General features: G+C 68.4%; 18 protein-coding genes, 1 pseudogene and 1 riboswitch. Of the genes and pseudogenes, 13 read left to right on the forward strand and 6 right to left on the reverse strand.

Annotated features, from left to right (window positions below):
* The first annotated feature begins 49 nt into the window (after nt 1-49).
* Both ACZZZN_RS09990 and gdhA read left to right on the forward strand, forming a co-directional pair.
* On the forward strand, nt 50-2,737 hold the full coding sequence (locus ACZZZN_RS09990) for a phosphoenolpyruvate carboxylase (RefSeq protein ID WP_463504998.1): 2,688 nt from the start codon (nt 50-52) through the stop codon (nt 2,735-2,737).
* 143 nt (nt 2,738-2,880) lie between these two features.
* Nucleotides 2,881-4,251, forward strand: a complete 1,371-nt coding sequence (gdhA, locus tag ACZZZN_RS09995) for an NADP-specific glutamate dehydrogenase (protein WP_463504999.1) — start codon at nt 2,881-2,883, stop codon at nt 4,249-4,251.
* A 69-nt stretch (nt 4,252-4,320) separates the two neighbouring features.
* Here the strand turns inward: gdhA and ACZZZN_RS10000 are convergent, their stop codons facing one another.
* From ACZZZN_RS10000 to ACZZZN_RS10015, 4 genes are all read right to left on the reverse strand, one after another.
* Nucleotides 4,321-5,748 carry an APC family permease gene (locus ACZZZN_RS10000; RefSeq protein ID WP_463505000.1) on the reverse strand — a complete coding sequence of 476 codons (1,428 nt, stop codon included), beginning with the start codon at nt 5,746-5,748 and terminating at the stop codon, nt 4,321-4,323.
* Between the two features lie 154 nt (nt 5,749-5,902).
* Entirely contained in the window at nt 5,903-8,842 is a 2,940-nt protein-coding gene (locus ACZZZN_RS10005; RefSeq protein WP_463505001.1) for an aminotransferase, read from the reverse strand.
* The gene (locus ACZZZN_RS10010) at nt 8,839-9,465 is read right to left on the reverse strand and encodes a gamma carbonic anhydrase family protein (protein WP_463505002.1); all 627 of its coding nucleotides are present in this window, start codon (nt 9,463-9,465) and stop codon (nt 8,839-8,841) included. The genes ACZZZN_RS10005 and ACZZZN_RS10010 overlap by 4 nt, the downstream gene beginning before the upstream one ends.
* A 36-nt stretch (nt 9,466-9,501) precedes the next feature.
* Nucleotides 9,502-9,663 (reverse strand): hypothetical protein, encoded by a 162-nt coding sequence (locus ACZZZN_RS10015; protein ID WP_463505003.1) that lies wholly within the window; start codon nt 9,661-9,663, stop codon nt 9,502-9,504.
* A 172-nt stretch (nt 9,664-9,835) separates the two neighbouring features.
* Between ACZZZN_RS10015 and ACZZZN_RS10020 the strand changes: the two genes are divergently transcribed.
* Nucleotides 9,836-10,717, forward strand: a complete 882-nt coding sequence (locus tag ACZZZN_RS10020; RefSeq protein WP_463505004.1) for an SDR family oxidoreductase — start codon at nt 9,836-9,838, stop codon at nt 10,715-10,717.
* Nucleotides 10,718-10,721: 4 nt separating this feature from the next.
* Here ACZZZN_RS10020 and mfd read toward each other — a convergent pair.
* Nucleotides 10,722-14,284: pseudogene (mfd, locus tag ACZZZN_RS10025) on the reverse strand (transcription-repair coupling factor).
* Between the two features lie 78 nt (nt 14,285-14,362).
* Between mfd and ACZZZN_RS10030 the strand changes: the two are divergent.
* The 7 genes from ACZZZN_RS10030 to ACZZZN_RS10060 all read left to right on the forward strand — a co-directional run bounded on the left by ACZZZN_RS10030 (nt 14,363) and on the right by ACZZZN_RS10060 (nt 19,921).
* A complete protein-coding gene (locus ACZZZN_RS10030) occupies nt 14,363-14,926 on the forward strand; it encodes a GNAT family N-acetyltransferase (protein WP_463505005.1) in 564 nt (187 codons plus the stop codon).
* A gap of 33 nt (nt 14,927-14,959) precedes the next feature.
* Nucleotides 14,960-15,823 (forward strand): Fpg/Nei family DNA glycosylase, encoded by an 864-nt coding sequence (locus ACZZZN_RS10035; protein WP_463505006.1) that lies wholly within the window; start codon nt 14,960-14,962, stop codon nt 15,821-15,823.
* Between the two features lie 54 nt (nt 15,824-15,877).
* Nucleotides 15,878-16,023, forward strand: a riboswitch (FMN riboswitch).
* A gap of 71 nt (nt 16,024-16,094) precedes the next feature.
* Nucleotides 16,095-17,144: a bifunctional diaminohydroxyphosphoribosylaminopyrimidine deaminase/5-amino-6-(5-phosphoribosylamino)uracil reductase RibD gene (gene ribD / locus ACZZZN_RS10040; protein WP_463505007.1), complete on the forward strand. Its 1,050-nt coding sequence runs from the start codon at nt 16,095-16,097 to the stop codon at nt 17,142-17,144.
* On the forward strand, nt 17,144-17,773 hold the full coding sequence (locus ACZZZN_RS10045) for a riboflavin synthase (RefSeq protein ID WP_463505008.1): 630 nt from the start codon (nt 17,144-17,146) through the stop codon (nt 17,771-17,773). Before ribD ends, ACZZZN_RS10045 begins: the two co-directional genes overlap by 1 nt.
* The gene (ribA, locus tag ACZZZN_RS10050) at nt 17,770-19,038 is read left to right on the forward strand and encodes a GTP cyclohydrolase II (RefSeq protein ID WP_463505009.1); all 1,269 of its coding nucleotides are present in this window, start codon (nt 17,770-17,772) and stop codon (nt 19,036-19,038) included. The genes ACZZZN_RS10045 and ribA overlap by 4 nt, the downstream gene beginning before the upstream one ends.
* Nucleotides 19,035-19,508 carry a 6,7-dimethyl-8-ribityllumazine synthase gene (ribH, locus tag ACZZZN_RS10055; RefSeq protein WP_463505010.1) on the forward strand — a complete coding sequence of 158 codons (474 nt, stop codon included), beginning with the start codon at nt 19,035-19,037 and terminating at the stop codon, nt 19,506-19,508. Before ribA ends, ribH begins: the two co-directional genes overlap by 4 nt.
* A gap of 53 nt (nt 19,509-19,561) precedes the next feature.
* Nucleotides 19,562-19,921: a Fe-S protein gene (locus tag ACZZZN_RS10060; protein ID WP_463505011.1), complete on the forward strand. Its 360-nt coding sequence runs from the start codon at nt 19,562-19,564 to the stop codon at nt 19,919-19,921.
* Nucleotides 19,922-19,942: 21 nt separating this feature from the next.
* On the opposite strand, the gene ACZZZN_RS10065 is transcribed toward ACZZZN_RS10060, so the two are convergent.
* Nucleotides 19,943-21,028 carry an ATP-binding protein gene (locus tag ACZZZN_RS10065; protein ID WP_463505012.1) on the reverse strand — a complete coding sequence of 362 codons (1,086 nt, stop codon included), beginning with the start codon at nt 21,026-21,028 and terminating at the stop codon, nt 19,943-19,945.
* Between the two features lie 334 nt (nt 21,029-21,362).
* Between ACZZZN_RS10065 and ACZZZN_RS10070 the strand changes: the two genes are divergently transcribed.
* The 3 genes from ACZZZN_RS10070 to ACZZZN_RS10080 are packed head-to-tail and all read left to right on the forward strand — an operon-like array spanning nt 21,363 to nt 25,083.
* A complete protein-coding gene (locus tag ACZZZN_RS10070; RefSeq protein ID WP_463506582.1) occupies nt 21,363-22,727 on the forward strand; it encodes a DUF2252 domain-containing protein in 1,365 nt (454 codons plus the stop codon).
* Nucleotides 22,728-22,729: 2 nt separating this feature from the next.
* Entirely contained in the window at nt 22,730-23,458 is a 729-nt protein-coding gene (locus ACZZZN_RS10075) for an ion channel (RefSeq protein ID WP_463505013.1), read from the forward strand.
* Nucleotides 23,455-25,083 carry an MFS transporter gene (locus ACZZZN_RS10080; protein ID WP_463505014.1) on the forward strand — a complete coding sequence of 543 codons (1,629 nt, stop codon included), beginning with the start codon at nt 23,455-23,457 and terminating at the stop codon, nt 25,081-25,083. The genes ACZZZN_RS10075 and ACZZZN_RS10080 overlap by 4 nt, the downstream gene beginning before the upstream one ends.
* The last annotated feature ends 11 nt before the right edge of the window (nt 25,084-25,094 follow it).

Genomic DNA, 25,094 nt, shown 5'->3' on the forward strand with positions numbered 1-25,094 from the left:
GATCGTCATGCGTGCAGAGCACCACCCCGACCCGGGATACTCTCGAACGGTGACCCCCGAACACGCCTTCCCCGAGCCCACCGACACCTCCGCCATCCGGATCATCGGCCGCTTCGAGGCGGGCCGCGGCATTCCGGACGCGATGCGCTCCGACGTCAGAATGCTCGGCGCCCTTCTCGGCCAGGTGCTGAAGGAGTCAGGCAGCGACGACCTGTACGAGGACGTCGAGCGCCTGCGCCTCGCCACCATCCAGGCCTACGACGAAGAGACGTCCGACGCCTTCCAGCGCGCCGCGGCGATCGCCGAGTCCTTCAGCATCGCCAGGGCCGACGAGGTCGCCCGCGCCTTCACCTGCTACTTCCACCTCGTGAACCTCGCCGAAGAGCACCAGCGCGTGCGCGTCCTCCGCGAGCGCGCAGGCCAGCCGGGTCGCGAGGATGCCGCAGACACGGTCGCCACGGCGTACGCCCGGCTGAAGACCGAGGTCGGCGATGACGAGGCTCGTCGTCGCCTCGAGGGCCTGCGGTTCCACCCCGTGTTCACCGCGCATCCCACCGAGGCTCGTCGCCGTGCCGTGTCGTCCAGCATCCGCAGGCTGTCGGAACTGCTGACTCAGCACGACGCGGCGAGCGACGACGGAGCCGAGGAGCACCGCGCCAGACGCCGGATGCTTGAAGAGATCGACACCCTCTGGCGCACCGCGCCGCTGCGCGCGCAGAAGCCGTCGCCCACCGACGAGGTGCGCCAGGTCATGAGCGTCTTCGACGAGACGCTCTTCACGACCGTCCCGCACGTGTATCGACGCATCGACGACGCGCTGCGCGGAGAGGATTCCGGTGCGAGCGAGCCCGTCGTCCCGGCGTTCGTGCGCGTGGGATCGTGGGTCGGCGGCGACCGCGACGGCAACCCGTTCGTTACCGCGTCGGTGACGCGCGAGGCCTCGCAGATCGCCGCGGATCACGTCCTTCGCGGCCTCGAGCGGGCGCTCCAGCGCATCGGACGCACTCTCACCCTCGATGCCGAAGACACTCCCCCGAGCGCCGACGTCACCGCGCTCTGGGACCGCTTCACGGCGGCCGAGCCGCGTCTCGCCGAAGAACTCGGTGCACGGTCGCCGGGTGAGCCGTACCGTCGGGTGCTGCTCGCGCTGGCCCACCGAGTGGGTGCGACGCGTCGTGGCGAGGAGCAGCGTTACTCGGGCCCTGCGGAACTGCTCGCAGATCTGCTCGCGGTGCAGGCCTCCCTCCGGGACGCGGGCGCCCGTCGCCACGCGTTCGGCGGCGTGCAGCACCTGATCTGGCAGGTCGAGACCTACGGGTTCCACCTGACCGAGCTCGAAGTCCGCCAGCACTCACAGGTGCACGCCACGGCTCTCGCCGAACTCGAGACCGGCGAGGCGATCAGCGCCCAGACCGAAGAGGTGCTCGAGGTCTTCCGCGCGATCGCCGAGATCCAGCGCGATCGCGGCCTCCGCGCCGCCGGCCGCTACGTCGTGTCGTTCACGCAGGCGGCATCCGATCTCGCGAACGTGCACCGGCTCGCGAAGCACGCACTCGGCGATGATGCGCCCGTGCTCGACGTCGTGCCGCTGTTCGAGACCTTCGCCGATCTTCAGGCGGCACCCGAGATCCTCGCCGAGGCCGTGACGTTCCCGGAGTTCCAGGAACGTCTGGCCGCGACGGGCAACAAGCTCGAAGTCATGCTCGGCTACTCCGACTCTTCAAAGGACGTCGGCCCGGTCGCAGCGAACCTCGCGCTCTACGAGGCCCAGGAGAAGATCGCCCAGTGGGCGAAGGATCAGGGCCTCGAACTCACGCTCTTCCACGGCCGCGGCGGCGCACTCGGTCGCGGTGGCGGACCGGCGAACTCGGCGATCCTCGCGCAGCCGCCGCACTCGGTCGACGGCCGCTTCAAGCTCACCGAGCAGGGCGAGGTCATCTTCGCCCGCTACGGCGAGCCGGCGATCGCGATGCGCCACATCGACCAGGTCGCTGCGGCGACCCTGCTCGCGTCGTCACCGACCGTCGAGCAGCGCACGAGCGACGCGGCAGCGCGCTTCACCGACATCGCCGCCGTCATGGACCGCTCCTCGCGAGACCGCTTCTTCTCGCTCGTGAAGGCCGAGGGCTTCGCCCCCTGGTTCGCCACGGTCACGCCGATGGAGGAGATCGGTCTGCTCGCGCTCGGGTCACGTCCCGCACGACGAGGCCTGTCGGTCGAGTCGCTCGAGGACCTGCGCGCTATCCCGTGGGTCTTCGCGTGGACCCAGGCCCGCATCAACCTCGCCGGTTGGTTCGGACTCGGCACGGCACTCGCTGCGGTCGGCGACGAGGCGCGGCTCACCGAGGCCTACCGCGAGTGGCCGCTGCTTCGCACCATGATCGACAACGTCGCGATGAGCCTCGCCAAGACCGACGAGCGGATCGCCCGCGAGTACCTCGCACTGGGCGATCGCGACGACCTCGCCCAGCTCGTGCTCGACGAGATGTCGCTCACGCGCGAATGGGTGATCCGCCTCACGGGCGGTGTCGGGCTGCTCGAGAACAAGCCGATCCTGCAGCGTGCGGTGCAGCTGCGCACGCCGTACGTCGACGCACTCTCGCTTCTGCAGCTCCGTGCACTCCGCGCTCTGCGAGACCCCGCAGAGGCCACCGGATCCGGTTCGGATGACGAACAGCGACGCCTCCTGCTGCTCTCGGTGAGCGGCGTCGCCGCCGGCCTGCAGAACACTGGGTGACCTCTCGTCGCCGACGAGCGCGGTGTACCGGCATGTGAGAGTTCTCACGTGCCGGTGCCCGATAGAGTGAAAACTCCGCCCGATCCGGCGAGCCCTCACGCGACACGATCGCTCTCTTCCCATCCCCGTCAGAAAGCTCTCGCGTGACCTCTTCGTCCTCCGCTGACTTCCACCCGCTCGCCGAATCCGTGCAGCCCGTCTTCGACACCGTGCTGGCCCGCAGCCCGCACGAACCCGAATTCCAGCAGGCCGTGCACGAGGTGCTGCACTCGATCGCCCCCGTGCTCGAGCGCAACCCGCAGTTCGTCGACGGTGGCATTCTCGAGCGGCTCGTCGAGCCGGAGCGCCAGATCCTGTTCCGGGTCCCGTGGGTCGATGATGCGGGTCGCCTGCAGGTCAACCGCGGCTACCGCATCCAGTTCTCCTCGGTGCTCGGCCCGTACAAGGGCGGCCTCCGGTTCCACCCGTCGGTCAACCTGTCGATCATCAAGTTCCTCGGGTTCGAGCAGATCTTCAAGAACGCGCTCACGGGTCAGGGCATCGGCGGCGGCAAGGGCGGCTCGGACTTCGATCCGCACGGGCGTTCCGACGGCGAGATCATGCGCTTCTGCCAGTCGTTCATGAACGAGCTGTACCGCCACCTGGGCGAGCACACCGACGTCCCCGCAGGAGACATCGGAGTGGGCGGTCGCGAGATCGGCTACCTGTTCGGCCAGTACCGCAAGATCACCAACCGCCACGAGTCGGGCATGTTCACCGGCAAGGGCACCGGCTGGGGCGGTGCCGAGGTGCGCACCGAGGCCACCGGCTACGGCGCCGTGTTCTTCGCGCAGGAGATGCTCGGGGTTCACAACGACTCGCTCGACGGCAAGCGCGTCGGCGTCTCGGGCTCGGGCAACGTCGCGATCTATGCGATCCAGAAGGCCACGCAGCTCGGCGCGACCGCCGTGACCGCATCCGACTCCTCCGGCTACGTCGTCGACGACGCCGGGATCGACGTCGACCTTCTCCGCCAGATCAAGGAGGTCGAGCGCGCCCGCATCGTCGAGTATGCGAACCGGCGCCCCGGAGCGCGGTTCGTCGAGGGCGGCAGCGTCTGGGAGGTGCCCGTCGACATCGCGGTGCCGTCTGCGACCCAGAACGAGCTCGACCTCGATGCGGCCGAGGCGCTCCTTGCGAACGGCGTGCGGGCGGTGTCGGAGGGCGCGAACATGCCCTGCGTGCCCGCCGCAGTCGAGGCCTTCCAGAGTGCGGGTGTGCTCTTCGCGCCGGGCAAGGCGGCGAACGCCGGTGGCGTGGCGACCTCTGCGCTCGAGATGAGCCAGAACGCCTCCCGCCAGCGCTGGAGCTTCGACGCCAGCGAGAACAAGCTGCGCGAGATCATGGCCGACATCCACAGCGCGGCGTTCGACGCCGCGGAGCGCTACGACGTCGCGGGCGACTACGTGGCCGGTGCGAACATCGCCGGCTTCGAGCGGGTCGCCGGGGCGATGCTCGCGCAGGGCGTCATCTGACCGCACCCGCTGCACACGGCATGCGACAGAAGAGCCGCCTCCCTCCCGGAGGCGGCTCTTCTGCATCGGTCACCTCTCGTCGACCGGCACCTTCACGACCTTGTTGAATCCGGTCACCGCCTGATTCTCATCGAACGCGACCACCTTCTTGCGGAAGCCCTTCGTGATGACGGCGAGGTAGATCAGGCCGAGGGCCGTCCAGGTCAGGCCGCCGATGAGGGCATCAGAGTGCAGGTTCGCCCAGAGCAACCCGGTGAGCAGCATGCCGATACCCGGCATCACGATGTAGTTGACGATGTCCCGCGGGGTCTTGCGCCGCCCCTTGCGCACGGCGAACCAGGCGATCACCGACACGTTCACGAACGTGAAGGCGATGAGGGCGCCGTAGTTGATCCAGGCCGCGATCAGCTCGAGCGTGAACGGGATCGCCAGCAGCGAGATCGCTCCGACGAGCACGATGTTGAAGGTCGGCGTGTGGGTGCGCGGGTTGATGTAGCCGAACGCCTTCTGCGGAAGGACGTTGTTGCGCCCCATCACGAGCAGCATGCGGGAGACCGAGGCGTGCGAGGCGAGGCCCGAGGCGAGCGTCGCGCAGAACCCGGCCGCCGTCAGCACCGCCATCAGCACGTCGCCGCCGACGAGCTGGCCGATCACCGGCAGCGTCGAGTCCTCGACGTACTGCATGTCGCCGCCCGGGGCGAACTCGTTCCAATCCGGGAAGCGCAGCTGGGTGACGTATCCCGCGATCAGGAAGATCGCACCACCGAGCAGCACGGTCAGGAGGATCGCCTTCGGCATGATCTTCGGGTCCTTCGCCTCTTCGGCGTACATCGTGACGGCGTCGAAACCGATGAACGAGAAGCAGACGATCGTGGCTCCCATGAGCACCGCGCTGATGGTCGCGCCGTCGTGGATGAACGGGGCCGCCGAGGCGATCGTCGCAGCGCCCTCGCCGCGCATCAGCTGCGCGACGACCATCACGACGAAGACGACCATCACGACGATCGAGAACACGAGCAGGATCATGTTCATGTTCGAGGTGCCGCGCATGGTCATGTAGATGATGCTCGTCACGAGGATGCAGTACAGCACCACCCAGATCCACCCGGGGATGTCGGGGAACAGCGCCTCGAGGTAGCTGCGGATGATGAGGCAGTTCACCATCGGCAGGAGCACGTAGTCGATGAGCGACGTCCAACCGACCATGAAGCCGAGGTTCGGATGGATCGATTCGCGGACGTATGTGTAGGCGGAGCCGGCGCTCGGGATGGCGCGGGAGATCTTGCCGTAGCTGATGGCGGTGAACACCATCACGACGAGCGCGACGAGATAGGCGGCGGGGACGACGTTGTCGGTGTCACGGGCGACCATGCCGAACGTGTCGAAGACGACCGTCGGAGTCATATAGCCGAGACCGAGTCCTACGATCGCCCACAGACCGAGATTGCGCCTGAGTGTTCCGCCGCCTTGCGCGAGCGGCTTCGTCTTCGTGGCCATGTGCACTCCCTCGAGAACAGCGCAGGGGCCGGAAGTCGGGTCGTCCGGCTCTGTGAGCAACAGTATGGACCCGCACTATTCATCAGCGGAAGAGGTGATCCGATTCGAAATGCGCATTTAACATGACCGTTTCGCGCGATATTCGAAGGATCCGTCACCATCCTTCGGTGAGTACTCGATCGAGCGTGGCGACCACGTGGTCTGCGCTCGCGGCGGTGAGACACAGCGGAGGCTTGATCTTCAGCACGTTCGAACGCTCCGAGGTCGTCAACACGATCACCCCGAGTTCGCGCATCCGCTCGCAGATCGCGGCTGCTTCGGCCGCCGCCGGTTCGAGGGTCTCGCGGTCGCGCACGAGCTCGACACCGAGGTAGAGTCCGGCCCCGTGCACGGGGCCGACGAGCGGATGCCGGTGCGCCAACTCACGGAGGCTTTCGGCGAGACGCGAGCCGATCTCGAGAGCATTGCGCTGCACGTCATCCTCGATCATCGCGTCGAGCACCGCGAGGCCGATGCGGCAGCTGAGGCTGCTCCCTCCTGACGACGAGAAGAACTGCCCCTGGTCGCTCAGGGAACCGGCGATCCGCTTCGAGGTGATGACGCCGCCGATCGGGAAGCCGTTGCCCATCGGTTTCGCGATCGTCACGATGTCGGGCACGGCGTGCGACTGCTCGAAACCCCAGAACGTCGACCCCATGCGCCCGAACCCCACCTGCACCTCGTCGGCGATGCACAGGCCGCCCCGAGCGCGCACGCGCTCGTACGCCCCGGTCAGATATCCCTCGGGCAGGAGGACCCCTCCCGCGTTGCCGAGCACCGGTTCGCAGAGGAAGGCGGCGACATCGCTGCCCTCGGCGGTGAGGCGATCGAGGTCGGCGTCGAGATCGGCCAGGTAGCGATCGCCCGAACCGTCACCGCGGTGGGTGCCTCGGAACGGGTTCGGCACGTCTGCGATGTGAACCCAATCGGGACGGGACTCGAGGGCGTGCGGGTTGTCGTAGGCACTCGTGCTGACGGCGTCGCTCGCCATGGTCCAGCCGTGATATGCCTCGCGCAGTGCGACGGCCGTGCGTCGGCCCGTCGCCGCCTGCGCCAGCCGGAGCGCGAGATCGACGGCCTCGGAGCCGCTGTTCACCAGCAGCACGGTGTCGAGTCCGCTCCCCTCGGGCATGAGGGCGATCAGACGCTCGCTGTACTCGGCCAGGTCCCGGAAGAGGAAGCGGGAGTTGGTGGCGAGCATGCGCAGCTGACGATCAGTCGCAGCGGCGATCGCGGGATGCCCGTGCCCGAGACCGGCGACGTTGTTGACCATGTCGACGTAACTTCGGCCGGTCGTGTCGATCAGATGATGGCGCCAGCCCCGCTCGATCTGCGGAGGGTGCTCGTAGTAGCGCTCCTGCGCCTCGGCGAAGACGCTCTCGCGGCGTCGGAGTTCTTCGGCCGACTCGTCCCGACGTGCGTTCGACGAAAGACCGAGCAGTGCAGCCGGGTCCGCCGTGAGTCGCGCCCACGCGGCGACGCGCTCAGGCGCGATGAGCCGGGCAGCCCCGGCGACCTCGCCGTGCTCGGGAGCGTCGGCACGACGCACCGCCAGAACGACGGTCCTCCTGTCGAACGACGCGGCGAGTTTGCCGATGTTCTCTCCCGCGTCGACGGCGGCGGAACGCACCGGCTCGAGGTCGGTGGCACGGATCTCCACCATCCACCCGTCGCTCGTCGTGATGCGGACGTGGCCTGCGACCACCGACATCTCTCCGGCGACCGGAGCGAGCAGACGCGAAGACGGTCCTGGCGCGATGTGCAGCTCGGTCTCGGCCGGCCAGGTGTCGGCGGCATCGGCGGCGTCGAGGGCCGTTCGCGTGAGCCTGAATTCGCCGTACGGCATCACCGCCACGCGCGCCCCCGAGTCGAAAGCGTGCGCCACCAGGAGCTCTTCGGCGTCGGAGGCTTCCCAGCGACCGGCATCCAGCGCGTCTGCTTCGACGCCGGCATCGACGACGACGAGCGGACCGCTCACGTCGGGAAGGAATCCGATGACCTCGCCCGACACCGGCACCACGTCGAATACCGGCGCCTCGAATCCCACCCTCGCCAGCACGTGCTCGGTCGCCTCGGCCAGCGGAATCGCCGTCGCCGCGTCGAATATGGCCTGCTCCCCCGCGACGCGCTCGCGGGCGTAGTCGTTGTCGCCGTCGATCTCGAGCTGTCGCCACCCGCTCGCCACGAGCAGCGCTGCCCGCAGCGCGATGAGCGGCCAGACGGCGAGCGCCTCGTCGCGACTGAGCGGCGCAACGGCATGGAAGGCATCGATGGTGTCAAGGATGCGCAGAGGACGAGCGGGCTCGTGGTGAAGCATCGACGCCGCACAGACGGCGAGCTCTGCCACCCGCCATCCGAGGCCGAGGTCGCCCAGGTCCAGCACGATGCTCGGATGCAGTCGCGAGTCGGCACCACTTGCGCCCATGACGTTGTCGTCGGTGAGGTCGCCGTGGATCGGCTGCACCGGCAGCGCACTCGCCACGGGCGACAGCGCGTCCTGCGCCTCGTCGGCGGCCGCGAGAACCCGCCGTCGCAGCACCGGCTCGCCGATGGACGAGGCCAGCGCACGCACCTGCACGTGGGCGACCCGCATGTCCCACATCTGCTCGCGATCGAGGCCCGGGTGATCGATCGAGGAGAGCGCGTTCACGGATTCGGCGGCGAGCGCGCCGAATTCCCGGAGCACGACGGGAGCGAGGTACCCGGCATCGACCAGCGCCTCGCCGTCGGCGAACTCGCTGCGGCGCACCGCGAAGCCGCGCCATCGCTGCGTCAGAGCGCCGTCGAGGCCCGGAAGCACCGAGGGCACGCTGACGCCCGCCGAGCGATAGGCGTCGAGCGCGAGGTGCTGGGCATCGCGGGCATCGTCTCCGAAGACCGGGTTGTCGACGCGCAGCACGCTGCGAGAGCCGTCCGGTTCGACCAGCACGAAGTTGCGGTCCTGGTTGCTGCCGAGCTCAATGGCGACGGCCTCGATGCCGTAACACTCGTGCGCGATCGAGGTGGCATCAGCCTCACTGACCTCTGGGCGCACGAGTCCAGCGCCGGTGCTCACTCGGGATCCGCCGCCCGGTCGACGTCGTCGATCGGTACGTCGGCCGCGTGACGCGCAAGCGAGCTGCCGTAGCGCTCGGTGAGCTGCACCATCAGATCGGGGGTGTCGCGGTCGACACCGAACACATGACCGGGGAAGTCGAGCTCCGGTTGCGCGGCCGTGATCTCGGCATCGCGATCGGGCGACAGCAGCTGCACCGGGTCGCCGACCGCGACCCATCCGATCGGCACGACCGTGCCCGCCGCAAGCACAGCTCGCCTGTGCACGATCGCGTTCACACGCACCTCGCATCGGTCGCCGACCAGAGCGCCGTTGAAGACGCGCGCACCGGAGGCGAAGAACACCTCCTCACCGACCGTGGCACCGGCGATGCTCGCGAGCGTGCCGATGAGCGTGTGGGATCCGATATGCACGGCGTTGGCTGCGGTCGCGCGGATCAGCGCGTTCTCCATCACGATCACGTGCTCGCCGAGAGTGATGGGGCCACCCTCCGCCGTTATCACGGCGCCATGCAGCACCTGGCAGTGGGGTCCGATCGTCACATCGCCGGAGATGACGGCGGTGGGAGCGACGACGGCGGTGTCATGGATCCGGGGCCGAGCCCCGAGGTGCTCGTACAACATGAGGCCAGCGTAGCGCCGTCCGGATCGCGCTGACCCCTACTCCTTCGTCGCGGCGCGACCTCGCAGCATCCCCACGACCACCGTCGCGAGAAAGAGCACGACAGCGATTACCGCCAGCCAGAGGAGTCCCTCGACCAGGAAGCCGAAGACGGCCAGGCCTGCCCACACGAGCAGAAGAAGGATCAGGAGAATCCACATGACTCGAGCATGGGGACCACGGGCGCGATCGCACAACCCGTTGACGCTCGAGGCCTGAGTGAGTAGCGCCCCTGCTACGCTTCTGCCCATGCAATGCAGGTGACTCGATCCTCTCTTCGCCGCCGTCCGCCGTTCGGCGTGGCCGCGGCACCATCGATCGATAGGCTCACCCATGCACTCCACCGACCTTCCCCTCTTCGGACGCACCGCGCTGGTGACCGGTGTCTCGCGCCGACGCGGCATCGGTTTCGCGACCGCGACGACGCTCGCGTCGCTCGGTGCGAACGTGTTCTTCCACCACTTCCGTCCCCATGATCTCGACCATCCGTGGGGCGGGGACGATCTCGACGAGGTGCGCGCGGGCATACGCGACACGCTCACCCCCGGCGCCGTCATGGGCGACGCTGAGGCCGACCTGCGTACGGCCGAGAGTATCGAGCCGTTGCTCGAGGCGGCATCGGCGCTGTCGGGTCGGCTCGACATCGTCGTCTGCAACCAGGCGATGAGCGGCGGCGACGGCACGATCTTCGATATGACGGCCGACCGCCTCGACGCGCACTGGCAGGCCAACGCGCGCGCCTCACTGCTGCTGACGGCCGGGTTCGCCCGTCGACGTCGCCAGGAGCTCGGTGGAGACGTCACACCGACCGCCCGCCCCGGAGACAGCATCCCGTCGCTCGGACCGTTCGAGAGACCGACGGGTCACGTCGTCTGGATGACCTCCGGTCAGATCCACGGAGCCATGCGCGGTGAGATCTCGTATGCGGCGAGCAAGGCCGCGCTTGCCGGCATCACACGGGCGACGGCCGCCGAGCTGCTCGATGTGGGAATCGTCCTGAACACCGTCAATCCCGGCCCCGTGAACACGGGCTACCTCGATGCCGAGACCACCGATCGGGACCTGTCGGGTGTCGACGCCTGGATCGCCGCGACGCCGTTCGGTCGGGTGGGCCGCCCCGACGATCCCGCCCGATTGATCGGCTGGCTGTGCACGGACGCGGGGTCGTGGGTGGTCGGTCAGGTGCTGACCACCGACGGCGGGTTCTCGCTGTAGCGGATCACTCGACCTTGACCGGCTCGGGGAAGATCGCGGTGAAGAGCTGCGCGACCCAGTGCAGCAGTTCGGCGTCGGGCAGCGGTTCGACGCCGACGCCGATGGCTGCGGGAACGGTCGGCATCGGCACCACGAGAGCCTCTCCCCCGCGACCAGCTTGGCCTTGGGGTAGAGGCGCTGCAGGCGCACCTTGATCGAGTCCTCCAGCCGGGCGGGCGCGATGCGGAGGTTGGATCCCATGACGACCACATCGGAGAGTCCCGCCCGAGCGGCGCGGCGACGCAACCGGGCCACCGCGATCAGCCCCTCGACATCGTCGGGCGGAGTGCCGTAGCGGTCGGTGAGCTCGTCGATGACCAGGTCGATCGCATCGTCCTTCGCCGTCGCGGATGACGCCGCCGAGAGCTTCTGGTAGGCCTCGAGGCGGAGCCGCTCGCTGTCGATGTAGTACTCGGGGATCCGCGCTTCCAGGGGCAGTTCGAGGCGAAGTTCTTGGCCGGAGTCGACGTCTTCGCCGCGGAAGGTCGCGACCGCCTCGCCGATCATCCGGAGGTAGAGGTCGAATCCGACCCCGGCGATGTGACCTGCCTGCTCGCCGCCGAGCAGGTTGCCGGCTCCGCGCAACTCGAGATCCTTGAGTGCGACCTGCATTCCGGAGCCGAGGTCGTTGTTGACCGCGATCGTCTGCAGACGGTCGGCCGCCGTCTCGCTGAGCGGCTTCATCTCGTCGTACAGGAAGTAGGCGTACGCCCGCTCACGACCACGCCCGACGCGACCGCGCAACTGGTGCAGCTGGCTCAGCCCGTACTTGTCTGCGCGGTCGATGATGATCGTGTTCGCGTTCGAGATGTCGAGCCCCGTCTCGATGATCGTGGTCGACACGAGTACGTCGAACTTGCGCTCCCAGAAGTCGTCGACGACCTGCTCGAGCGCATGTTCGCCCATCTGTCCGTGTGCCACCGCGATGCGCGCCTCCGGCACGAGCTCCGACAGTTGCGCGGCGACCCGCTGGATCGACTGCACACGATTGTGCACGAAGAACACCTGGCCCTCGCGGAGGATCTCGCGGCGGATCGCCGCGGTGATCTGCTTGTCGCTGCGGGGGCCGACGAAGGAGAGGATCGGATGCCGGTCTTCGGGGGGCGTGGCGAGCGTCGACATCTCGCGGATGCCCGTCACCGCCATCTCTAGCGTGCGCGGAATGGGCGTGGCGCTCATGGCGAGGATGTCGACGTTGGTCTTCATCTTCTTGAGCGTGTCCTTGTGCTCGACGCCGAAGCGCTGCTCCTCGTCGATGATCATCAGCCCGAGGTCCTTGAACATGACCTGGTCGGTGAGGATCCGGTGGGTGCCGATCACCATGTCGACGGTGCCGTCGAGCAGGCCGTCGAGGGTGAGGCGGGCCTCTTTGTCGGACTGGAAGCGCGACAGCGGACGCACCTTCACCGGGAATCCGGCGAAGCGCTCCGTGAAGGTCTCGAGGTGCTGCTTCACGAGCAGCGTGGTCGGCACGAGCATCGCGACCTGCTTGCCGTCCTGGATCGCCTTGAACGCGGCCCGCACGGCGACCTCGGTCTTGCCGAACCCGACGTCGCCGGACAGCAGTCGGTCCATCGGGATCGGGCGCTCCATGTCGGCCTTGATCTCATCGATCGTCTGCAGCTGGTCGAGGGTCTCGGCGAACGGGAACGCCTCTTCGAGCTCGCGCTGCCACGGGGTGTCCGGCCCGAACGCGTGCCCCTTCGCGCTCATCCGCGCCGAGTAGAGCTTGACGAGTTCGACGGCGATGTCGCGGACGGCCTTGCGGGCCTTGCCCTTGGCCTGCGACCAGTCGCTGCCGCCCATCTTCGACAGGGTCGGGCCCTCGCCGCCGACGTACTTCGACAGCAGGTCGAGCTGATCGGTGGGCACGAAGAGCTTGTCGCCCGGGTAGCCGCGCTTGGACGGCGCGTACTCGAGCACCAGGTAGTCGCGCACGGACTTGGTCGCGTTGCGACCGCCGGTGGAGACCTCCCGCTGGGTCATCTCGACGAAGCGCCCGATGCCGTGCGTGTTGTGCACGACGAAATCGCCCTGCTTGAGCTGGAGCGGGTCGACGACGTTCCGGCGACGAGAGGCGAGCTTCTTGACGACGCGCTGGTCGCCGCCGATCGTGCGCCCGTAGAACTCGTTGTCGGTGAGGACGGCGAGCTTCGCCTCGGCGATCTGGAATCCGGCCTCGACGGATCCGATGACGAGCGTCGCGACGCCGGTGTCCGGCGCATCGTCGAGCCGCTCGACGATGCGCGCGGCCACGCCACGATCGGAGAGCACGTCGCGTGCACGGTCGACGAGACCGGCGCCCGCGGCGATGACGACCACGCGCCATCCCTCGGCCACCTTCGCGTCGACGAAAGAGATCGCGCCGTCCACGTTGCCATGGAACGAGGGGATGACCGAGGCATCGATCGTCTCGGCCTCCTCGCCGCCCATCGCGAACGGACTGAGCCGCCACCACACTCCGCCCCGGTCGCGCACGACCTCGCGCAATCGGGCGATCGTCAGGAAATCTCCGGCACCGAGATCGATGGGCGCCGAGGCGCCGGAGGTGGCTGCGCTCCACGCGGCATCCAGGAACTCGCGGTTCGTCTCGCCGAGTGTGATCGCACGTGCACTCGAGCGCTCGGGATCGACGACCGCCGTGGCACTGCCCTCGGGCAGGTACTCCGCGAGAGACTTGAGCGGCCCGGAGACGGCGGGGAGCAGGGATTCCATGCCCTCGACCGGAATGCCCTCGGACATCTTCTCGAGCATGCCGGCGATCGCGGGGAACCCGCCGATCAGCGCGCGGGCGCGGTCGCGCACGTCGGGAGTCAGCAGAAGCTCCCGGCTCGGGGGAAGATCGACGCCGTCGACGTCGCCCGGGAGGGAACGTTGGTCAGCGACCGAGAACGCGCGGATCTGATCGACTTCGTCACCGAAGAACTCGACGCGGAACGGATGCTCGGAGATCGCCGGGAAGACGTCGAGGATGCCGCCACGGACCGCGAACTCTCCTCGACGCGACACCATGTCGACCCGCGAGTAGGCGCGTTCGACGAGTTGCTCGACGACGTGATCGAGCTCGTGCCCCCGCGTGCCCGCGCGCAGGGCGAGAGGGGCGATCTCCCCCAGGTTGCCCGCGATCGGCTGCAGCGCGGCTCGCACGGACGCGACCACCACGAGCGGGTGCTCACCGGTCCACTCGGCGACGCGCCGAAGGGTCTGCAATCGTTGACCCACCGTGTCGGGACTCGGGCTGAGCCGCTCGTGCGGCAGCGTCTCCCAGGCGGGGAACGTCAGGACCTCGGCATCGGGGATGTAGGCGCCGAGAGCTGCGGCGAGGCTCTCGGCCCGCCGCCCCGTCGGGACGACGGTGAGCAGCGCTGCCGGATGCCCGGCGGCGCGCCTCTTCTCGAGCAGCCCGGCGAGTGCCGGAGCGTCGAGACCATCGACGAGCCCCAGATCGGCATCGGTCTGCGCCCAGCCGAGGGCGTCACGAAAAAGAGACGCCTCTTCCAAGGCGCGCAGAATCCCCGGAACAGTCACCGCACAAGCTTAGTCGCGGCCGCCGACACCGGCTCCGACGCCTCCGGGCACCCGCACCCGTGGCTTTAGGATTCTCGGATGGAACCGGTCACCCTCACCACGAGACGCCTCGTCCTGCACGTGCCGGACGAGTCCGACGTCGACACGATCACGGATGCCTGCCAGGATCCCGAGATCTCCCGGTGGACGACCGTGCCGACCCCCTATTTCCGAGGCGACGCCGAAGAATACGTGCGTCTGATCGGAGAATGGTGGGCCGACGGGACCCAGACGATCTGGTGCGCGTACCGTGAGGGCGAGCTCGTCGCCTCGATCGGGCTGCACCGCATCGTCGGGCACCCGGCGGGCGGAAGCGCCGAGATCGGGTACTGGGTCACCGCCGGTGCTCGCGGCCGTGGCTATCTGGTCGAAGCGGCACGCGAGGTCGTCGACTGGGCGTTCCGCGAACTCGGCGTCGTACGCCTCGAGTGGCGTGCAGTGGCAGGCAACATCGCCTCGGCCCGCGCCGCGCGGGCGCTCGGGTTCCGGTACGAAGGACAGTGCCGTCAGGGCCTCACGAGCCAGCGAGGTCGTGACGACGGCTGGTTCGCCGGGCTGCTCGCGACCGATGACCGCGTTCCCGTCGACTGGCCGATCCTCTAGTCGGATGTCGGACCCCGGTGGCAGGATGAGCGCATGCCGGAGATGCCGGAAGTCCAAGGACTCACGACCTTCCTCACTGAGCGTGCGGTCGGACGAACGATCGTGCGCACGAGCGTCGGGGCGATCGCTGCGCTCAAGACGTACGATCCACCCGAGACCGCGTTGCACGGGGCGGAGATCACCGGCGCGTCTCGCCGCGGCAAGTTCATCGTGCTGTCCTGCGGCGACGATCTGCACCTCGTGTTCCATCTCGCCAAAGCCGGCTGGCTGCGCTGGTACGAGACCCTGCCGACGACGCTGATCAAGCCGGGCAAGTCGCCGATCGCGCTGCGCGTCGGACTCGATGACGAGAGCGGGTTCGACCTCACGGAAGCCGGCACCAAGAAGTCGCTCGCCGTCTACGTCGTGCGCGACCCGCACGATGTTCCGGGGATCGCCCGGCTCGGCCCCGATCCACTGGAGTCGACCTTCACCCGCGACGTCTTCGGGGGGCTGCTCCAGGGGCGCCGCACTCAGATCAAGGGACTGCTGCGCGACCAGAGCGTGATCGCCGGAATAGGGAACGCGTATTCGGACGAGATCCTGCACGCGGCGCGGATGTCGCCGTACGCTATCGCCGACAAGCTCGGAGACGAAGAGGTCGATCACCTGTTCGATGCGATGAAGGCCACGCTGGCCGAGGCCGTGAACGAGGCATCCGGCAAGCCGCCCGCCGACCTCAAGGATGCGAAGCGGCGCGGCATGCAGGTGCACGCCCGCCGGGGCGAGAAGTGCCCTGTGTGCGGCGACACCGTGCGCAGCGTCTTCTTCGCCGACCGCTCTCTCGAGTACTGCCCGACGTGTCAGACCGGCGGAAAGCCCCTCGCCGATCGGCGCCTGTCGAGACTGCTCAAGTAGCACTTCGACGCGGAATGAAATGTCTTCGGGCGCGTTGAGTACACTCAGAGCATCAACGTGCTCCGGGGTCGGTGAGAATCCGAACCGGCGGTGACAGTCCGCGAGCGTCTCGATTCTCCGAGATGCCGATCCGGTGGAATTCCGGGACCGACGGTGGTGCGAGGCGCAGCCTCGCTAGTCCGGAAGGGAGGCAGCACGGTGCGCCGCCGCGCGCGCGTTCTGCCTGCGTCTCCTTCGCGGAGAATCCCCGGAGCCTCAGAGAGGACCACGGATGGCAGTGAACGAGACGGAACGCCGGGCGATGAGCCGTGCGCTCGAGCTCGCGACGCTCGGCCCACGAGGCGTGAACCCGCAGGTCGGTGCCGTCATCCTCTCCCCTGACGGCGCGGTGCTCGCTGAGGGCTGGCACCAGGGAGCCGGCACTCCGCACGCCGAGGTCGACGCACTCTCGAAGCTCGCCCCGGGCGCGGCCCGTGGAGCGACCGCGGTCGTCACGCTCGAGCCCTGCAACCACACCGGGCGCACCGGCCCGTGCGCCATCGCGCTCATCGAGGCCGGCATCGACCGTGTCGTCTACGCTCTCGACGATCCGGGCGCGGTGTCCGGAGGAGGTGCCGAGCGGCTGCGCACGGCGGGAGTCAGCGTCGAGGCCGGCGAGCAGGCCGATGTCGCGCAGCGCGTCATCGACGGATGGCTCACCGCACAGCGTCTGGGCCGCCCACTCGTGACCGTGAAGTGGGCGCAGTCGATCGACGGCCGCGCGGCAGCGGCCGACGGAACCAGCCAGTGGATCACCGGCCCGGATGCACGAGCCGATGTGCACCGACGGCGCGCCGCATCAGACGCGATCGTCGTCGGTACCGGAACCGTGATCGCAGACGATCCCGCGCTGACCGCTCGAGACGGCGACGCGCTGTTCGCCGACCAGCCGGTCCCCGTCGTGATCGGCTCCCGCGCGACGCCCCACGGCGCCGCGATCCGCCGCCATCCGAAGACACCGCTCTTCTTCGACACCCACGACCTGCACGCCGTGCTCACGGATCTGCATGCGCGTGGCATCCAGAGCGTCTTCGTCGAGGGCGGTCCCACGCTCGCCAGCGCGTTCATCGCCGAGGGACTCGCCGACCAGGTGCTCGCGTACATCGCACCCGTGCTGCTCGGCGGCGGCCGCCTCGCCCTGACCGACATCGGCGTGGCGTCGATCGATGCCGCCCGCCGTCTGACGGTCGACGAGTGGCTGCCCCTCGGAGCAGACCTGCTGGCGATCGCCCACCCCACGAGCACCCCCGCCACGCTCCACCAGGAAGAAGGAGTCGCCTGATGTTCACCGGAATCATCGAGGAGATCGGAGAGATCACCGCGATCTCTCCCGCCGGAGACGGGTGGCGGCTGACCGTACGCGCCCCGAAGGCGGCCGCCGACGCGGTGCACGGCGAGTCGATCGCGGTCTCGGGGGTGTGCCTGACCGTCGTCGGCTCATCCGCCGACACCTTCGACGCCGATGTCATGAAGCAGACACTCGACGTGGCGGCGCTCGGTGGAGCAGCCGTCGGCACTCGAGTGAACATCGAGAAGGCGATGCCGGTCGGGGCACGCCTCGGTGGCCACATCGTGCAGGGTCATGTCGACGGCGTCGGCAGCATCGTCGAGGTGCGCCCCGGGGAGCAGTGGAGCGTGCTGCGGGTCTCGCTGCCCGACGATCTGGCACCGCTCGTGGTCGACAAGGGCTCCATCTCGGTCGACGGCACGTCTCTCACCGTCAGCGCCGTGAGCGCGGCGGATGCGGCGAGCCACTGGTTCGAGATCTCGCTGATTCCCGAGACGCTCGTCGCCACCACCCTCGGATCGCGCACGGTCGGCGACCGCGTGAACCTGGAGACAGACATCCTCGCCCGTCATGTCGAGCGCCTCCTGGCGTTCAGGGCAGAACCGGAAGGAGGCTCACGATGAGCCTTTCCACCATTCCCGAGGCACTCGAGGCCCTGCGCGCCGGGCGCCCGGTGCTCGTCGCGGATGACGAGAACCGCGAGAACGAGGGCGACGTCATCATGTCGGCCGAGCTTGCCACGCCCGAATGGGTCGCCTGGACGGTCCGCTGGTCATCCGGGTTCATCTGCGCCCCGATGCCCGCCGACCTCGCCGACAACCTGAACCTGCAGCCGATGGTCGCCGCGTCCGAGGATGCACGCTCGACGGCCTACACGGTGAGCGTCGACGCGGCCGAAGGCGTGACCACGGGGATCAGCGCGCACGACCGCGCGCACACGCTGAACGTCCTCGCGAACCCCGAGTCGACGGCGACGAGCATCATCCGCCCCGGACATGTGCTGCCGCTGCGCGCCGTCGACGGCGGCGTGCGCGAGCGCAGCGGTCACACCGAGGCCGCGGTCGACCTGATGAAGCTCGCGGGGCTTCGCCCGGTGGGCGCGATCGCCGAGGTCGTCGCCGAGGACGGCAGCATGATGCGCCTGCCCGGGCTCATCGAACTGGGCGCTCGCGACGGCGTGCCGGTCATCACGATCGAGCAGCTCATCGCGCACCTCAACGAGGTCGACCCCACCGGGTGGTCTCCCGAACGCGCGAGTCGTCGTGTCAGTCTCCGCGCCGACGCGACCGTGCCCACCACGCACGGCACGTTCCGCTTCCTGGCCTACAAGGACCGGGTCACAGGGACCGACCACATCGCGGTCGTGTCGGGCGAACCGGGCGACACCGCGCTCGTGCGCGTGCACTCCGAATGCCTGACCGGCGAGGCATTCGGCTCGCTCAAGTGCGAGTGCGGTCCGCAGCTGGACGCGGCTCTCGACGCGATCGAGCAGGACGGCGGCATCGTCATCTACATGCGCGGGCACGAGGGCCGGGGCATCGGGCTGATCAACAAGCTGCGTGCCTACAGCCTGCAGGAGGAAGGGCTCGACACCGTCGACGCCAACCTCGCTCTGGGCCTGCCCGCTGACGCCCGCGACTACGCGGCGGCCGCCGGCATCCTCGCCGACCTGGGCGTATCGAAGGTCCGCCTGCTGACGAACAACACCGACAAGGTGAACCAGCTGCGCACCCTCGGCCTCGACGTCGTCGAGCAGGTGCCGCTGATCGTCGGGGTCGGCCCCAACAACCACCAGTACCTCGAGACCAAGCGTGACCGGATGGGTCACATCATCGGTGAGGCGGAGCTCGCAGAGGCTCTCGCCGACGGAAAGAAGGATCACTCATGAGCGGCGCAGGAGCACCCAAGACGGAGAAGATCGACGGACGCGGACTCGATGTCGTCATCGTCGCAGGCACGTGGCACGACGTCATCACCGACGGGCTGATCGCCGGTGCGCAGCGTGTGCTCGATGATGCCGACGCCGCCCACCGGCTCGTGCGCGTGCCTGGCTCGTTCGAGCTGGCCCTCGCAGCGCAGGCGGCCTTCGCCGGCGGCGCGGATGCCGTGGTGGCCCTCGGCGTGATCATCCGCGGCGGCACGCCGCATTTCGAGTACGTCTCGGCGGCGACCACCAACGGCCTCACCCGCGTCTCGCTCGATGCCGGCAAGCCGGTCGGATTCGGTGTGCTCACCCTCGACGACGAGAAGCAGGGTCTCGACCGTGCCGGGCTCGAGGGGTCGAAGGAGGACAAGGGTGCGGAGGCTGCGGATGCCGCGCTGCGCACCGCCCTCGTCGTACGCGACCTGCGCGGCTGAGGTCAGGGCGCCCTTGCTGGCGACGGGACACCCTGTTCTCCTACCGTGAGGGCATGGAGACTCTGCGCCACGTCGTTCTGTTCGTCCATCTCATCGGCTTCGCCGTGCTCTTCGGCGCCTGGGCGGTGCAGGCATTCGGTGGCAAGCGCGAGTTCACGCGCCTGATGAGCATCGGCATGACGATCGCCGCTGTGGCCGGTCTCGCGCTCGCCGCCCCGTGGGGACTCCCCGAGGGTGTCGAGATGAACTACGCGAAGATCGGCACGAAGCTCGTCGTCCTGCTCGTGATCGGCGCGCTGCTCGGCATCGGCACCTCGAAGCAACGCAAGGCCGGATCCGTCCCGGCGGCGATGTTCTGGCTGGTCGGCATCCTGACCGCTCTCAACGCCGGCATCGCCGCGATCTGGCGCTGACGACTCCCGCCGCTCGCCGCGTCAGTCGCGCAGAGGAACCACGACGTCTCCGCCCGCCTCTTCGGTGAGCCGCGCCCCCATCTGCACGAAAGTCGGCTGGGCGATGAAGCCTCCGGCGAAGAGCGCCTGACCCTGCGTGAAGCTCTGTGCTCGGCGGATGTCGTCCTCGCCGACGAATCCGAACACCTCGGCAAGTTCGGCGATGTCGCGCGGTGCGTTGACGCGCATCAGACCGAGGTTGTCGCACTGCGAGAGCACATTCGGGTGGATCTTGGTCGGCCGCTGGGTCGAGAGGAACAGCCAGAGACCGAACTTGCGCCCCTCGGCCGCGATCTGCACGAGCTGTTCGGTGAGCGCCCGCTCGACGGCTGTGCGCGGCTCGGGTGAGCAGAGGTTGTGCGCCTCGTCGATCACGATGAGGAGCGGACGGCGACTCTCCCGCCGCGCCCACAGCGCCTCGAGCACGGCCAGGGCAGCCACTTTCGGCTCAGCGGGATGGTCGAAGCCTCCGAGATCGAGGACCGTCGCCCTCGGACGCCCGTCGATCACGTCGACGACGGAGTGAGCGCCCCGAGACCACAGTTCCCATTCCAGGACCTGGAGGTTCTCCATGCGGTTGGCGAGCCGAACCCGGGCCGGCACACCCGAGGCGCGGAACTCCTGCAGCATCCTGTCGGTGTCGAACTCGGTGGCCTGCACCGACCAGTGCAGCAGGACGTTGTACTCCTCCGCATCCTGGATGGGGTCGATCTGCAGCACGGCGGCCTTGGCGGCCGGCGACAGTTCGAGGTACCTGGCGTACAGGCGCTCACCCTCTTGCCGGCCGGATCGGAACACCCGGATGTCGCTCTCCGAGATCCGCGCCGCGTGTTCGGCCGGTGCTCCCTGTCGGGTCTCCGCGAGGCGCACGAAGTCCGCGTTCGGATCGAGGACCAGCATCGGCAGCTCCGTGTGCAGCAGCAGTTGCTCGAGGACCACGCCGAGCGCGTAGGTCTTGCCGCTTCCGCTCTGCCCGCACCAGAAGGTGTGGCGGTTGAAACGTCGTGCGTCCAGGTGCACGGGCGTGGCCGGGTCGGCGGTCAAGGACCCGATGGTCAGCTCGGTCATGCCGTCACCCTAGCGACGCCCGGGATCGCGACCGAGCCGAGGTCACCCGATGCGGATGATCCCCCTCTGGATGTCCCGCCCCGCCCCTGTGATACTGACGTCCGAATCGCCTATGACCGTGACTCCCCGGCCTGCTCAAGCCGTCGACCGGGGTCGACGGCACAGTCGATTCGACCGGACGACGATCGCGCCTCTCGGCGTGATCCTCACATCCGTCGATCGCCTCCCGTCGGTCGCCGAGATCTGAGAACGGAGAATTCGCATGGACACGACGCGTCGATCGACGCAGGCGAGACCGTTCGAGGAACGGCGCGACGTGGGCAGGGCGGCGCGCATGCGGATTCCCCGATCGCAGCTCGGCGTCTGGTCACCGCCAGCGGGCAGGACAGATCCGATCGCGCTCCTGGAGGAACAGGGACGGTCGCGGGTACGCGAGCTCACGCCCGTGCGATACGCCCGGATGGCTGCATCGCCCCTCTCGTTCTATCGGGGCGCTGCGCTGCTCATGGCGTCGGACCTCTCCTCATCCCCGCACACAGGGATCTACGCGCAGCTCTGCGGAGACGCGCACCTGTCGAACTTCGGCCTCTACAGCACCCCGGAGCGGAACCTCACCTTCGACATCAACGACTTCGACGAGACGCTGCCCGGGCCGTTCGAATGGGACGTCAAACGGCTCGCGGCGAGCTTCGCCGTGGCCTGTCGACAGCGGGGGTTCTCCGATGGTGAGGGACGCGCCTGCGTGCTGGCCGCTGCGCGCGGTTATCGCACGGGGATCAGGACGGCAGCGAAGTCGACGGTGCTCGATGCGTGGTACGACCGGCTCGATGCGGAGCGAGCGCAGCGATGGGTGCGTCAAGAACGCCATGACGACCGGGCGGGAGACGAGGAGGTCAGTCGCCTGGATGCTGTGATCGAGAGTGCGCGCAGGCGCGGCCACCGCAAGGCCTTCCGCAAGCTGGTGCGGGTGGTGGACGGCGATCTGCGGATCATCGCCGCACCGCCGTTGATCGTCCCTGTGGAAGACATCCTCCGGGATGCGAACTCCGCAGCCGACGACGTGGAGGTCATGCGACAGCTACTGACGACGTATCGGACCACGCTGATCGGCGGCCGTCACCCGATCGCGGAGTATCGCTACCGCCACATGGCTCGCAAAGTCGTCGGCGTCGGAAGCGTGGGAACACGTGCGTGGGTCCTTCTGCTCAGCGGTCGAGACGACGACGACCCGCTCCTCCTCCAGGCGAAGGAGGCTCAGGCCTCGGTTCTCGAGCGCTTCCTCGGCGCGAGCGAATTCGCCACTCATGGGGAGCGTGTGGTCCGGGGGCAGCGTCTGATGCAGGCGTCGAGCGACATCTTCCTCGGATGGCAGTCGATCGTCGGAGTCGACGGGCAGCGCCGCGACTTCTATCTGCGTCAGCTGCAGGATGGGAAGGGCGGGAGCGATCCCGACACGATGAGCGTCCGAGGCGCCACCCTGTACGCGCGCATCTGCGGGGAGACACTCGCCCGTGCGCATGCTCGCTCCGGCGACCGCGTCGAAATAGCCGGGTACGTCGGTCGCAGCACCGCTTTCGATGAGGCGATCGCGGTCTTCGCCTTCGCATACGCCGAGCAGAATGAACGGGACTTCGCAGCCCTCACCGCTGCGATCGCGTCGGGCCGCCTCCCCGTCCCTCACGGACAAGGTCAGGACTGACCATGGTCGGCGAAGACCCACCCGCCGATGCTCGCGTGAGTCTGCGACCGGCGGCGGGCCGAGGCTCCAGATGGCGCAGCGGCTACTGGCTCATTCTCGCGCTGCTGGTCGCCACGTATGCGCTGTGTGCCATGCAGAACACGATCAATCCGAGCCCGTCTGCTTTCGTCCTCCAATTGGTCACGGTCGCCGTCGTGCTCCGAGTGACCGAGGCACACGCGCGCGTGCAGCACATCGCGTGGGTGGCCCTCTCGATCGCAGGCATCGCCACGATCGCTGCCGCCGTGGTGGGCGGGCAAGGCGAGATCCTCGATGTGGCGCTGGCGGCCGTATCGACGCTCGCGTTCCTCATCGCCCCGAGCGCGATCATCCGGCATCAGGTGCAGCGTCGCGGACTCGACCTCGAAGCGCTCCTCGCCGCGACGGCGGCGTACGTGCTGGTCGGGATGTTCTTCACGCTCGTCTACAACCTGGTCGCGCTGCTGAGCGTCGTACCGATCTTCGGAGCGGACACCGTCGACTCACTGTCGACTCAGCTCTTCTTCTCGTTCACGACGCTGACGACCACCGGCTACGGCAACATCGTGCCCGTCTCCCCCGAGGTCCAGGGAATCGCCGTGGCCGAGGCCATCACCGGGCAGCTCTTCCTCATCACCGCAGTCGCGCGCATCATGCGGGGGTCCCGGAGCCTGCCGATCGTGGCCGGCCCGACCGGCAGGGAGTCGTCATGAAGAAGTGGAACGTGGTGATGGTCCTCGGCGCCGCGCAGTTCGTGATGGTGCTCGACGGCACGGTGATGAATGTGTCGATCTCGACGGTCGTGGCCGATCTGAACTCGTCGGTGGCGTCGATGCAGGCCGCCATCACGTTCTACACGCTCACGATGGCCGCCTTCATGCTCTTCGGCGCGAAGCTCGGCGATGTGTGGGGGCGACGTCGCGCCTTCGTGATCGGCTCGTGCGTCTACGCCGCGGGATCGCTGATCACCGCGCTGAGCCCGTCCATGGGTTTCCTGTTCCTCGGCTGGTCGATCATCGAGGGGCTCGGGGCCGTTCTGGTCATCCCTGCGATCGCCGCCCTCGTCGCAGACAACTACCGCGGACGCGAGCGCGTCACCGCGTTCGCCGTCATCGGCGCCGTCTCGGGCGCTGCCGTCGCGGCGGGCCCGTTGATCGGCGGCGCCGTGACGACCTACTCCAGCTGGCGGTTCGTCTTCGTCGCCGAGGTGGTCATCATGCTCGTCGTCGTGTTCTTCGCTCGGATCATCACCGACTCGACTCCGCGGCAGCTGATCCGCATCGACATCGGCAGCGTCCTGCTGTCGGCGGCAGGGCTGGTGCTGATCGTGTTCGGGATGCTGCAGAGCAAGACGTGGGGGTGGGTGATCCCCCTGTACATCCCCGAGATCGCGGGTGTTCCCCTCGCACCGCTCGGAGTCTCGATGACGACGTGGTGCATCGCGCTCGGCGGCATCCTGATCGCGTTGTTCGTCGCATGGCAGCGCCGGCTGCTGCGTGACGGGCGGTCGCCGCTAATGCAACCCGACCTGTTCGCGATCACCACTCTGCGCAGCGGTCTCGCGGTGCTGGGCGCCCAGTACGCCGTGACCGCCGGGCTGTTCTTCATGGTGCCGGTGTACCTGCAGATGACCCTCGGACTCGATGCTCTCGAGACCGGGATCAAGATCTTCCCGCTCTCCGTGTCGTTGATCCTCTTCTCGATCGTCGGCACGGCCCTGTCGAAGCAGTGGTCGCCACGACGCATCGTGCGCACCGGCCAGTCGATCCTCGTCGTCAGCGCGGTGCTTCTACTCGCCTCCGTGACGGATGACCTTCGCGGGGTGCTCTTCGGCATCGGCATGTTCCTGGCCGGCAGCGCGCTGGGACTCCTGGCCTCGCAGCTCGGCAACGTGAACATGTCGAGCGTGTCGGAGAAGGACACGAGTGAGGCCGGAGGGCTGCAGGGGGTCTTCCAGAATCTCGGGTCATCGCTCGGCACCGCCCTGATCGGATCGATCCTGATCGGAGCGCTCTCGACGTCTTTCGCGTCGGGTGTCGCCACGAGCGAACTGCCCGCCGAGGTCCGCGCCACCGTGAGCGCGGCGACCGACCGCGGAGTCACTGTGGTTCCCGCCGCCGACGTGGTCGGGCTGGGTGCAGAGGCGGGCCTCACCGACAACGAAGCGAACGAGCTCGCAGAGATCTACCGCGCATCGCAGCTCTCCTCGCTGCGCGTGGCGTTCGTCGGACTGATCGTGATCAGCCTGCTGTCGATGCTGTTCTCCCGAGGCATCCCCGCACAGAACATGGTGCGCCGACGCGCGGATGCCGACGGGAGCGCGACACCCCTGCTCTGAGCGCGCGACGG

The sequence above is a fragment of the Microbacterium sp. AC145 genome (assembly GCF_979258505.1).